Below are 11736 nucleotides of genomic sequence, written 5' to 3'. Positions count from 1 at the left end.
CGACCCTCATGCGGGGAATGTAATATATTACACATGAAATGCGATGTAGGTAACGGAGTTTCCGAAGGCGAGCGTCGGTTACAGCAGTGGATCGGCAGCATTCAAGCTCGAAGCGGCGATCTCGCCGCAAGTGAGGCGAAAGTTGTCGATCTCTTGCTCGCCGATCCCTTGTTTGTCGGCGCGAACACGACCGCACAGGTTGCCGCCCGGGCCGGCGTTTCGCCGCCGACCGTGATCCGCGCCGCGCGTGCGCTCGGGTTCAGCGGTTTTACCGAACTGAAGATCGAGATCGCTCGTGCTCGCGGCACAGCCCGGTTCTTCTCTCTGCCTGAAGTACTCACTGCGGGCGCGATGTCGGGCTCCGTGCTGGAAACATCCATTCGTGCCGGTACCGATGCACTGACTGCGCTCAGTGGGGCCATCGAACTCTCTGCGCTGGACAAGGCCGTCGGCTTGATCCAGCATGCGCGGCAGGTATTTGCATTCGGTGCTGGCCCTTCCTCGACGGTTGCCGCCGATGCGGTCTTCCGTCTGCGTGCGATCGGCGTGATGACCGTGGGCATCTCGGATCATTTGTCGGCCATGATCGCGGCGCGGCTTCTAGGCGCAGAAGACGTCGTCATTGCGGTCAGCTCGACTGGTCGCACCTCTTCAACGCTAGCCGTCGCCGATGCAGCATCCTCGGCCGGCGCCTCGCTGATCGCAGTCACCAATCAGTACGACACGCCTTTGGCAACCCTCGCGGACGTCGCGCTTGTCGTCGGCGGCGCGCCACTACCGGCACAGATGGCCGCTGCGGGGAGTCGTTTGGCCCAGCTCGTCGTTCTTGATGCGTTGGTCGCCGCCCTCGCTCTACGCGATCAAGAGCGCAGCCGCTGGGCAGAGCGGGCGGGAATTGATCTGCCTGACATTTCCTGATGCCCTGATGCAGCCCGGCACCATCGCAATGGTTCTTGCCGCAGCGGTAGCGCATGCGGTGTGGAACCTGGCCTCGAAGTACAAGCGGGGAAACACTTTGCTGTTCGTCTGGGCCTACAGTTGCGCTTCGACGCTCCTGTGGGTTCCGATCGGTATCGGTCTCATGGTGCAAGGACAGCAGGTGATGGATTGGCGGCTCGGGGTGGCAGCCGCCGTTTCGGCTGCATTGCACATTGCGTACTCTCTGACCTTGCAGGCTGGCTACGATCGCGCCGACCTTGGGGTGGTTTATCCGATCGCCCGTGGCACAGGGCCGGTGCTCACGATGCTGTTTGCGATTCTTCTTCTGGGGGAGCGGCTTAATTTCGTGGCGCTTTTCGGGGCGCTCCTGTTCGTCGCAGGCGTCCTCGTCGTCGCTGGCAACCCGTTCAGAAGCGGAAGTAGCCGCCCGCTCCAGGGCATGCTTTGGGGGGGCGCTACAGGCGCCACCATAGCCAGCTATACCGTCTGGGACAGTTACGCGGTCACGTCGCTGCATTTGACGCCAGCTAGCTATTACGCGGGAACACTTCTGCTGCAAAGCCTGATTCTGACGCCGGGCGCACTGCGACAGCGACTGCATATCTACACGGCACTCCGTACCAATGCCGTGCCTATTCTCGTCGTGGCCATCTTCTCCCCATTGGCCTACATCCTCGTGCTGAACGCCATGCTGACGGCACCGCTTGCGCTTGTCGCCCCCCTGCGCGAGTCGTCAATCATCATCGGTTCCCTCTTCGCGTACATACTCTTTCGGGAGAGCCATCTCGCGCGCCGCATCGTTGGTGCCGTGGTCGTGCTGACCGGAATCGCGGCGATCAGTCTTTGATGCTCTCGTTGCCACGTTCTGCCTCCTCGCGACACTGGCGGCAGCGGACAACCCGATGCGCTACGACTTTGCACTATTCGCCGTTCGATATTGCCGCTGCTCAACTGTGCACTGCGGCAAGCCGCGCTCATCCCGCATCCAGGCGACGAACGATCCAGAGCATTGGGGAACCACTGCTGCAGGTAGTGGATGCGCAGCATCGTCTCGAGGCCGAGCGGCGGGCGGCCGGTCTTCGCGCTCGGGTAGTACGGTGCCACGATCTGCACCAGCGCGTCCCAAGGCACCACGCGCACCATCTCCTCCAAAAACTCGCGCTTGCGCGTCCTCTTAGGCTACAGATTCCGTCTGCTCGTCCAGCGGCTGCTCGATCATCTCAAGATCTTGATCGCCAGGTCGAGGAGCTCGAAGACAAGATTGACGCCTGGCACCGCAGCAGCGATCTCAGGCGCAAGCTGGCCATGGGGCCGGGCATTGGCTCCATCACCGCCAGTGCGCTGGTCGCATCGATCGGTGACGCCACCCGCTCCATTTCGATCATGGACGGACGGATTCCGAGAGCGTGCTGGGTGCCGTCGCTCCTGTTGCAAACAGATCGCTCGCCATGCCACGAGGGGATGGCTTCTCCAGACGCTGAATGAAATCCAGAAACGCGCGGGTACGTACCGGCACGAGGTGCCGATTTTGCAGGGTGTAGCCGGGACCAACCCAGTCTGGCAGCACATGAATCAGATTGCCGTCTCTCAACTCCGTAGCAACCAGGACCCGTGGCAACAGAGCAATGCCCGCGCCATTCAGCGCGGCTCTTTGCAGCACCTCCACACTCGGTGATGGAAGCCCAACCTGGATCGCCACTTCAACCAGACCGCCCTTCAGCGCAAGGCCTGCAGGCAGAAGACGCAGGCGCCTTGCGCCATGCATACCTGACTGACGGAACGGATTGCGCAGGAAGACATGGTTCTCCAGATCTCGAGCTTCGTTCGGCGTTCCCGCCTCGCGCAGGTATTGGGGGGAGGCGCATAGGATCCGATCGCTTTCCCAGAGCCGGCGCACGACGATGTCGGCATTGAAGTTGGCGTCCCCAACCAGGAATGTCACGTCGAATTCCTCCGCCCGATTCAGTGGTGCATCGTCCACGATGATCTCCATGCTCACCCGTGGATGCTGCTTTCTCCACGCCGGCACGGCAGGCGCGAGCAGATTGGTGGCGAGAGTCGACGTCGACACGACGCGAAGCACACCGGACAGGTCCGTAACGTCGGCTGCCACAGCAGCCTCGGCATTGACCATTCCTGAAGAGCCAACCGCAGCCGCTCTAGGTAGTTCTCTCCCGCCTCTGTCAGGGCCATCCGCCGGGTCGTACGTTGCAGGAGGCGGGCACCTAGATGTTGCTCAAGGTCGCCGATCAGTCGCGTGACTGTAGTTGGCGAAATGTTGAGCGATCGCGCTGCGAGCGCGAACCCGCCTTCGTCGACAACGCGTTGAAACACCCTCATCGACAGCAGACGGTCCAAAGATCTTCCTTCGCCACTTCGACGTGCGTGGCCAACGTTGCCTGGGCTGTGCCGCTTGTTCGGGTCAGGGCGTTCTTGCTGACAACGCTTCTTGGACTTCCCAGCCCCCTCCCAACCCCAGGAAGACGGCGCACTGGTCGTCCGCCAGCTGTGCCTGAGAGGCGGCCAACGCTGCTTCGCTGGCCGCAAGCGTCCGTTCTGCATCCAACGCCGCGAGCTGTGCCGTCTTGCCATGGACATAAAGCGCGCGTGTTTGTCGTGCCACGGTCGCGCGATGGTCGCGAGCAGCCGTCAGTGCAGTGTGGCGGTCGAGAGCACGGGCGTACGCATTGAGGGCTGTTTCCACTTCGCGCAGCGCGGTCAGCACCGTGCCGTCGAAATGCGCTGCTGCGGCCCGCGTCGCGGCTTCAGCCTGCGCGATGCGCGCACGGCCCACCCCGGTGTTTGGCAAGGTCCAGCTGATGAGCGGACCCAGGCTGTAGCTGAAGGTCTCGCGGTTGCCGAAACCCGCGGCAAAACCCGCCGAATCTGCGGACAGTCCCAGAGTCACCTTGGGATAGAGTTCGGCCGTTGCCATGCCAATGCGGGCCGTTGCTGAAGCGAGGCGATGTTCTGCTTGCCGCACGTCTGGCCGGCGGCGCAGCAGGGCCGCGCCATCTCCCGCTGGAAGCAGTCCAGCAAGCCGAGGCGGTTGCTCGCAGTCGGCGACAGCAGTTGGGAAGTCCCGAGGAGCCTTTCCAGTCAATGTAGCCAACTGGTACAGCGCAGCCTGGCGTAGCGCCAGCAGCGGAGGTATGGCGGCGCGAAGCTGCTCCAGCTGTCCCCGTGCACGTGCGCTGTCGATGTCCCCGACCTTGCCTGCATGCTGCAGCCTGTCAGCAAGGCGAACGGCCTCTTCCTGTAGTCGCACCGATGTGTGCGCGCTACGAAGGCGCAAGCCGCTCGAACACACCTGCGCATAGGCCTTCGCCGTACCGGCAGCGACATGCACTCGGACCAGGTCGACGGCTGCCTGGGCGGCGTCCGTACCGGCCTCGGCGGCCTCGATGGCCCGTCGCAGCTGTCCCAGTAGATCGAGCTGGTAGGACACACTCACGCCCGCGCTGTACGTGAAACGGCCGGGTGGCTCGTGGTCCTTCTGCAGCAACGCGAGACCTGAGGCATGCCCGAAGCCCGGGCCGCTGTTGACCGTCACCGTTGGACGTTCGGCCCCATGAACCTCGGCCTCCAACGCCTGGTCCCGCTCCAGGTTCGCCACCGCCTGGCGAAGGTCTGTGTTGTGCTTGAACGCCTCCTCGACCAAGGCATCAAGTTGCGGCTCCTGGTACAGCCGCCACCAATCCGATGGGAGAGCGATATCGGCGGCCACGCCAGCGCCCGATTGGAACGGGCCTGCAGACGCTGTCTGCATCGCTGACAGCGGCTCAGGGGCAGCGTAGTCCGGGCCAACGGGCATGCGGGCACAGCCAGCCACCAACACAATCGCCGCAGCAACGATGACGATAGAAAGGGGTTGGGCCCTCATCCGCGGCTCCTCCATGGACAGACCGTTACGGCCGCAGTTCCCGCTTCTCCGAGTACTTCCACCGTGACCGTCTGGCCAGCGACCAGCCGGGTGTCCGCAGGAAGCGGATCCAGCCGAACCCGCACGGGGACGCGTTGCGCCAATCGCACCCAGTTGAAGGTCGGGTTGACACTGGGCAGCAGGTTTGCACTGGTACTGCGGTCCCGGTCCGCAATGCCGGCGGCGATGCTTTCCACCGTGCCTTCAACCAAGCCACCGCCCAGAGGACGCACATGGACCCGATCGCCGACCCGGATGCGCGGCAGCTTGTCCTCCTCGAAGTAGCCTTCGACGTAGAGCGCCCCGCTCTCCACCAAAGCCATGACGGGGTGGCCTGCATTCGTGTGTGTGCCTGGCCGCAGATCCAGGTTGGTCACCAGCCCCGAGACCGGCGCGCGCACTTCAGTCCGCTGAAGATTCAGGCGCGCAGTGTTCAAGGCGATCCGAACCTGCCGCAGTGCCGCTTCGGCCGAGCGCAGCGCGCCCTTTGCTTGGTCGACACGCAGGCGTGATTGCTCTCGGGCCTCTTGCGATACCAGGTCGCCGAGTTCCGCGTTGCGAGCGCTTTCACGTTGCGCCTGTGCGAGCGTGATCTGCAGGTTGCCAATGGCAATGACCTGTGCGGCCACAGCGGCCTCAGCCTGCTGCGCGGCCAGATTGAAGCGGGCTTTCTCCACCGAGAAGAGCAGCGTGCCTGCGGCCACCAACTGATTGTCCTTGACTGCCACCTCGGAAACGATGCCGGACACATCGGGCGCCAGTTGCACGACGTCGGCCCGAACACGTCCGTTGCGGGTCCAGGGGGACAGCTCATAGTAGCTCCACAGCTGCCAGCCGGCTAAGCCGGCAGCTGCCGCCATGAGCAGCGTCACGGTCAGGCGGATGGCGGCGCGTGCAAGACGGGACGCTCGGGAAGGTAGTGCGGGAACATCAGGTTTCATGGAACGGGCTCGAGCAGCGGGAGGCTGGCATCAAGAAGTGGTCATCGAGTGAAGATCTGGATGAGTCTTGCCAACGCATAGAGCGTCAAGACATCGAGTGCCAGGTCGAAGAGTGGTGGGTGCCAGACCCACCGATAGACACCAGCCAAGGCCAGCAGGTGCCGGCTCAGCCTGGAGAGCGACAGCGCGCCGATGGCCGGCAACAACAGCCATGGCAGGGACAGCCCCAGAAAGCTCGTTTGCATCATGGCTGCAGTGCGGCCGGCGCGGTCGGAAATAGATTGCGTCGCAGACCGACCAGTGCGGATGTGCCTGGTAAGGACCCACCTGCGCGCAATGCTTCCAGCAGCAGGCCGTCGATCTGGCTGAGCAACGGCGCATGGTCGATGGACGTACCCGGAAGCTCCGCGCGCAGTACGCGGTCCAGGCTGCCGAACAGCCGTGTGACGTGCTTGGATGCAAGGCCTGCGTGCTGCCGCTGGAGGGCCGCGATGTCGCTACCCATGCTCAGCTCGCGGAGCGCCTGTCGTGCAGCCGTCTCACCAGCCTGTCCACCAAGCGAAGCCGCTCGTGGAATCAGGAGCGCGATGCGATCCAGCATGCGGCCGGCAAAGGCATCGCGCACCGACGCATGGCGGGGGTGTGACACCAGTCCGGCCAGATCGAGCAAGGTCGCTCGCCGCAGGCGCTGTGCACTCCATTCCGCGCTGACGCTGCGCACTAGTGCGGTCGTGCGGGTGGCGACGACCGCACCCATGAGTAGGGCAACGTTCGACTGGATGAAGGTCACCAGGTCGGCATTCGCCGTGTCGTGCAGGGCAAGCGTCCCCACGACGCCGAAGAACATGCCCAGCGCCGCAAGTGCACTGGCGGGCCGCGCCAGATAGCAGCCGACCAGAAGCAGAAGCGGGGCTACGCTGAACATCAGCATCTCGAAATTCCGTGCCCACGGGATCGCCACGAGGACGTAGAAGATGGACACCGGGATCGACCACAGCAGGGCGGCAACGAACTTGTGCATGGCGGGAACCGGATCGTCCATGGTCGCGAAGAAGCTGCAGAAGACGGCGGCTGACATGGCTGCGGCCGATCCGCCAGGCCAGCCGGTAGAGATCCAAATTGCGCACGCGACACAGGTAGCCAGTACGGCCGTGGCTGCAGAGCGCAACGCCAGCCCTCTGTCGCGATGTAGCACCCGTTGTCCGAGTGCGGAGGTGTGCCGCAGGCGCGACGTTCCCGTGGTCAGCCCGGCACCGATCTCACTGCGCAGTGCGGCGCAGGCGCGCCATTGCGTGTGCAGCTCCTCCAACCGTGCGGTGAGGTCTATACGCAATGCCCGAATCCAGGGGGTTGCGCAAGGGCCTCGGGCGATGGCCTGGAGTGCGAGCCTGACCTCGTCCAGCGCGGCTTCGGAGGCGTCGGCATCCAGCCCTCTGGGAAACTGAGCCAGTGCTGAGCAGATATCGTCTGCCAGCTTGCCTTCGGCATCCTCGAGTGCGCAGAGCCGATCCTCCGCTGCCATCAAGGTTGGCGTCAGCGCCGAAATGCGGTCCTGCATGGTCCCGATGGCTCCGGCCGTCCAGCGCACGTGAATGGTGTCGAAGGGCACGTGGGTGGACAGCAGCCGCAGTTGGGTAATGTCCAGCGCGAGGCGGAGGCGATCCGCTGCAACGCGTTCTGCGCCAGAACCTTTTGCACTGCGTTCGCATGTAGCGAGCAGGTCGTCCATCCACCGCCGGGCGTCGCCGAGAGCACGGTCCATGACGCCAAGCAGCGATGGCGCCAGGCCGACCGGCAGCACGATGCTGTGCACCAGACTCGCGCACAGGATCCCCAGTCCGATTTCCTCGACACGCGCGATGGCCGTGTCGAACATCGACGCAGGAGCCTCCACCAGGGGGAAGCCAATCAGCGCTGCCGAGTAGCCTGCAAGCATGAAGACGTAGGAGCGTGCGCTTCGATCCAGCAGCGACAGGTACAAGCACAGACCGGTCCACAGTGCCAGGGCCAACGACAACAGTTCCGGCGCACCTGACAAAGGCGGGATCAGGACGATGGTGGCCGCACAGCCCAGCAGGGTGCCGATCAGACGAAAAAATGCCTTGGACCGGACGTTGCTCGCGAGCGGATGGGCCACGATGTAGGTCGTCATCAACGCCCAGACGGGGCGGGAAAGGCCTGCACTGCTGGCAAGGTACAGGGCCAGGGTGGCTGCTGCGAAGCACTTGGCGGAGAACAATAGTTCCGGGCGCGTGAAGCGGGGCAGGCCTGTCATGCCGGAAGCCCTTGCGGCACCTGCCGGTGCCTTGCTCTGTCGATGCGTCGGTGGCGGATGCTCCTGCGTCGTGCGATGCTGCAGTTAAGAATCATTTCCATGACTTCATCGTATGGGGTTGGCGCCACGCCGGAAATCACATATTTGGTCGAATGATTTCTTTTTTCGGTCATCATGACGGTCCACGCGGCCGTGCCGCAGAACTTGGATCGCGCTGCGAATGGCTCCCGTACAACCAGAATCGATCGCGGAAATTCTTCGTAATGCAGAGGCCGAGCCGAAAGGGCTGGACTACCAGCTTCCAGTGCCGGTACTGGCGTTACGTGTCGATGTGGAGGAGCGCGAACGCGAAATTCCGGTCCACCAACATGAGATGGCGCAACTCGTCATAGCGCTGCGCGGCGCTGTCTCTTGTGACGTCCCCGGCGCTCTCTGGATGGTCCCGCCACAGGCCGGAGTGTGGATACCTGGCGGCACGCCGCACAGCAACTACAGCACGGCCAATGCCGTCATCTACTACCTGATGGTGGCTCCTGGCGCCGATGGCGGCGCCTTGCCGACACAGTGTTGCACGCTGCGTCTGAGCCCGATGGTCAGCGAAATGATCCAGCACCTTGCCATGCTGGGTGCCTGCTATGCGCCCGGAGATCCCACGGACCGGCTGGCCCGCGTGCTGCTGGAGCAGTTGAGCTTGATGCCGAGAGAAGAACTGTCGCTGCCGATGCCGAAGGATGCACGGCTGCGCCGGATCTCGCGGGCCATCACACTGGATCCTGCGGAACGGGGAACGCTGCAGAGCTGGGCTCGCACTCTGGGTGTCAGCGAGCGAACCTTGAACCGGTTGTGCACTTCGCAGACGGGTCTGAGCTTCGGGCGCTGGAGGCGCCAGCTGTACATGATCGTGGCGCTCCGGGAGTTGTCCGCGGGCGCTACGGTTCAACAGGTCGCTTACTCCCTGGGCTATGAATCGCCGTCAGCGTTCATCACCATGTTCAAAAAGGCGTTTGGCAAGCCCCCTGTGACTTACATCAACGACCGGCTGCAGGCTGGAGCTTGAGAAGCGCCCGCCAGGCGCGGTGGGCGTTGGTTGGACGTCGGAGTGGGTGTGAACCTCGTTGGCGCAGTTATCTGTAGGCGCGGGCGTGGGTCACGCCGCCGTCCACCACCACGGTGGCGCCCATCACATAGTCGCCCGCGCGCGAGGCCAGAAAAATGGCCGCGCCCGCGATGTCTTCCACCGTACCGATGCGCCTGGCGGGAATGTGCTCGGACAACTTGTCCCCATGGTCGCGCGCGTTGCGGTTCATCTCGGAGGGAAACGCGCCGGGCGCGATGCCACTGACTGCAATGTTGTCCTGGGCCAGACGCAGCGCCATGCGCCGCGTAAGGTGTATCAGGCCCGCTTTGCTGGCGACGTAGGAATAGTTTTCCTGGGGATTGAGCCCGATGCCATCGGTTGACGCGATGTTGATGACCTTCGCCACACGGGCTTGCGCCGCAGCGCGCAGCGGTTCAGCCAGCGCCTTCGTCAGAAAGAAGGGCGTTTTCAGATTCAAGTCCACCACCTTGTCCCAGCCGTTTTCGGGGAAGGCATCAAAGTCTTCACCCCAGGCTGCGCCGGCGTTGTTGACCAGAATGTCCAATGTGGGTTCGTGCTGAGCGTAGCCAGCGGCCAAGGCCTGGCAGCCGGCGATCGTGGACACGTCATAGGGAAGCGAGACGCAGTGGCCGTTCTTGGCCAGCTCCTGCGCCGCCAGATCACAGGCCTCGGCCTTGCGGGCGCTGATGTACACCCGTGCACCCTGGGCCAGAAACCCTTCGGCGATCATGCGGCCGATGCCCCGTGAGCCGCCGGTGATCAGCGCCGTGCGACCTTGTAGGGAAAAGAGATCCTGGGTGTTCATGGAAAAGCTTTCGTCATGGTGTTCATCCGCATCAATGCGCTTCCCGGGCCCGTTTCCATCTACGGAATCAGGTGGCTTCGAGCAGGACCCGCCGCACGTAGGCGGTGCCGTCGAAAAGGCGCCGGGCCGTGCGCGTGAAGTGCACTTCGCGCACTGTCCAATCGTCTTGGGCGGTGTGTTCCACATTCGCGAAGATCTGGATCACCCCACTCGGATGGCCGATGCGGATGCGCGCCGGCCCCGCGTGGCTCCCTCGTGCTTCGGCGGGGATCGTCCCCGCGATCTGCGCCGCAACGGAAAGGCACACGGAGCCGCCGCCCGGGAATGCCTTGTGCATCGCTCCACCATGAAGAACCATGCGCGCGACGAAGTCGATCTCTGACGACGCGACGGCGCGGTCGGCGATGGTCCGGTAGTCTTGCGCTTCGCCGATGAGGACCTGGTAGGGCGTGAGAATGCCTTCGGCGGGCAGATGGCAACGGTCGACGGCCCACCGCCTCACCTCCTCGGCCATCTCGTAAATGTCAGGGCTGAGCTGGCCGGGCAACTCCTTGCCGGTGACGCCCAGATCGGCCGCACGGATGAACACACAGGCTGTGCCCACGTCCACGACCGAGACGGGGATGTCGCGACCGAGCCTGGACACGTGCACCCAGTCCCGTGCCTGGCCGGTGGGCAACAGCTTGCCTGTGGTGGCCCCGCTGGTGCCCGAGTAGTCCAATGCGACCTCCGCGCCCGTGCCGGGCACCCCATCCACCTCGCTGTCGCCTTCCACGCGCGGCTCGCCGTCGGCACACTGCACCGCCATCCGCAGGATCTTCCCGGTGTTGGTGTTGTGCACGCGCACGGTGGTGACCGGTTCCTGCACGGGGATCAAGCGCTCCTGCAGGGCGTAGACCCCGGTAGCCGATGAAATGTTGCCGCAGACGATCTCGAAGCTCACGGTGGGCTTGTCGATGCCGATCTGCACGAAGGTGTAGTCGATGTCGGCGTCCGATCGCGAGGGCGGGCCAATGATGGCGCATTTGCTCGTCAAGATATCGGCGCCACCGAGTCCATCGATCTGGCGCACATCCGGGCTACCGAACAGTGCGAGAAGAAATCTCTGACGTGCCTGCGGGTCAGTGGGCACGTCGCGTTGCGCGAGAAAAACAGCCTTGCTGGTGCCACCGCGCATCATGGTGACCGGCACGCGAATTTGTTCTTTCATTGCCTCAGTATGCATATCCACCTGCCCGCCGTCATTTCAGTTTGGTTGGTCATCCTTTAGTGGAATTGCGCGCCTTGCACGCTTTAGCCCGACTAAAGCTTTTCGAACAGAACTCCAATGACCACCTGGTCATGAATACCCATACTTCCTGTCGCCGTAGCAAGCGCTGCGCGAACAGGAGATAACTTTTGAAGATCATCAAGCGAACGGGATCTCATTTCCGTGAAGCCGCTGGCGGCATGGTGCTGATCGCCGCACACGTTGCCGGGCAGCCCTCGCAATTCCCACCGGTCGAATTCGTTCACAACGATCAGCCGGTCGAAGACATCGAGCTCGGGCCGACCGGCTCGCTCTACAGCTACACCGTCGTTCACCCCGGCAAGGACAAGCCGCCCTACGGTTTGGCCATGGTCGACTTCGAGCCGGGCGTGCGCGCGTTCGGAAGGCTGTTGTTCGACACCGTGCCGCCCGCCATCGGAAGCCACCTGCGTGTGGTGCCCTTCACGTTGCCCGACGGCACGCCCGACTACGCTTTCCAGGAGTGA

At 63.6% G+C, this 11736-nt stretch carries 12 protein-coding genes and 2 pseudogenes; 5 read left to right on the top strand and 9 right to left on the bottom strand.

The window, feature by feature from the left end:
* Positions 1-33: 33 nt before the first annotated feature.
* Together E5P3_RS21080 and E5P3_RS21075 are read left to right on the top strand one after the other, a co-directional pair.
* Positions 34-918 carry a MurR/RpiR family transcriptional regulator gene (locus tag E5P3_RS21080; RefSeq protein WP_162587754.1) on the top strand — a complete coding sequence of 295 codons (885 nt, stop codon included), beginning with the start codon at positions 34-36 and terminating at the stop codon, positions 916-918.
* A gap of 7 nt (positions 919-925) precedes the next feature.
* Positions 926-1786, top strand: coding sequence for a DMT family transporter (locus E5P3_RS21075; protein WP_162587753.1), 861 nt, complete (start codon positions 926-928; stop codon positions 1784-1786).
* Between the two features lie 167 nt (positions 1787-1953).
* Here E5P3_RS21075 and E5P3_RS21070 read toward each other — a convergent pair.
* A pseudogene (locus E5P3_RS21070) lies at positions 1954-2091 on the bottom strand (IS5/IS1182 family transposase); the annotation flags it as partial.
* Positions 2092-2125: 34 nt separating this feature from the next.
* Here E5P3_RS21070 and E5P3_RS35830 point away from each other — a divergent pair.
* Positions 2126-2343 (top strand): annotated as a pseudogene (locus E5P3_RS35830) (IS110 family transposase); the annotation flags it as partial.
* Here the strand turns inward: E5P3_RS35830 and E5P3_RS21065 are convergent.
* The 6 genes from E5P3_RS21065 to E5P3_RS21040 all read right to left on the bottom strand — a co-directional run bounded on the left by E5P3_RS21065 (position 2321) and on the right by E5P3_RS21040 (position 8077).
* Entirely contained in the window at positions 2321-3022 is a 702-nt protein-coding gene (locus E5P3_RS21065; RefSeq protein WP_443083257.1) for a substrate binding domain-containing protein, read from the bottom strand. The pseudogene E5P3_RS35830 and the gene E5P3_RS21065 overlap by 23 nt on opposite strands.
* A complete protein-coding gene (locus E5P3_RS36480; RefSeq protein ID WP_443083290.1) occupies positions 2935-3279 on the bottom strand; it encodes a LysR family transcriptional regulator in 345 nt (114 codons plus the stop codon). The genes E5P3_RS21065 and E5P3_RS36480 overlap by 88 nt, the downstream gene beginning before the upstream one ends.
* A gap of 82 nt (positions 3280-3361) precedes the next feature.
* On the bottom strand, positions 3362-4822 hold the full coding sequence (locus E5P3_RS21055) for an efflux transporter outer membrane subunit (protein WP_162587750.1): 1461 nt from the start codon (positions 4820-4822) through the stop codon (positions 3362-3364).
* Positions 4819-5802 (bottom strand): efflux RND transporter periplasmic adaptor subunit, encoded by a 984-nt coding sequence (locus tag E5P3_RS21050; RefSeq protein WP_162587749.1) that lies wholly within the window; start codon positions 5800-5802, stop codon positions 4819-4821. Before E5P3_RS21050 ends, E5P3_RS21055 begins: the two co-directional genes overlap by 4 nt.
* Positions 5803-5843: 41 nt before the next feature.
* The gene (locus tag E5P3_RS21045; RefSeq protein ID WP_443083256.1) at positions 5844-6047 is read right to left on the bottom strand and encodes a DUF1656 domain-containing protein; all 204 of its coding nucleotides are present in this window, start codon (positions 6045-6047) and stop codon (positions 5844-5846) included.
* Positions 6047-8077: an FUSC family protein gene (locus tag E5P3_RS21040; RefSeq protein ID WP_162587747.1), complete on the bottom strand. Its 2031-nt coding sequence runs from the start codon at positions 8075-8077 to the stop codon at positions 6047-6049. Before E5P3_RS21040 ends, E5P3_RS21045 begins: the two co-directional genes overlap by 1 nt.
* 220 nt (positions 8078-8297) lie before the next feature.
* On the opposite strand from E5P3_RS21040, the gene E5P3_RS21035 reads away from it, so the two are divergent.
* On the top strand, positions 8298-9134 hold the full coding sequence (locus tag E5P3_RS21035) for an AraC family transcriptional regulator (RefSeq protein ID WP_162587746.1): 837 nt from the start codon (positions 8298-8300) through the stop codon (positions 9132-9134).
* A gap of 67 nt (positions 9135-9201) precedes the next feature.
* On the opposite strand, the gene E5P3_RS21030 is transcribed toward E5P3_RS21035, so the two are convergent.
* Both E5P3_RS21030 and E5P3_RS21025 read right to left on the bottom strand, forming a co-directional pair.
* Positions 9202-9981, bottom strand: coding sequence for an SDR family oxidoreductase (locus E5P3_RS21030; RefSeq protein WP_162587745.1), 780 nt, complete (start codon positions 9979-9981; stop codon positions 9202-9204).
* 67 nt (positions 9982-10048) lie between these two features.
* Complete coding sequence (locus tag E5P3_RS21025; RefSeq protein ID WP_162587744.1) at positions 10049-11191, bottom strand: PrpF domain-containing protein; 1143 nt, start codon at positions 11189-11191, stop codon at positions 10049-10051.
* Positions 11192-11379: 188 nt separating this feature from the next.
* On the opposite strand from E5P3_RS21025, the gene E5P3_RS21020 reads away from it, so the two are divergent.
* Positions 11380-11736 carry a Zn-ribbon domain-containing OB-fold protein gene (locus E5P3_RS21020; RefSeq protein WP_162587743.1) on the top strand — a complete coding sequence of 119 codons (357 nt, stop codon included), beginning with the start codon at positions 11380-11382 and terminating at the stop codon, positions 11734-11736.

Source organism: Variovorax sp. RA8 (genome assembly GCF_901827175.1).
Taxonomy (GTDB): domain Bacteria; phylum Pseudomonadota; class Gammaproteobacteria; order Burkholderiales; family Burkholderiaceae_C; genus Variovorax.
The sequence above is the reverse complement of the archived record's forward strand: the minus strand, read 5'-3'. Positions and strand labels throughout refer to the sequence as shown.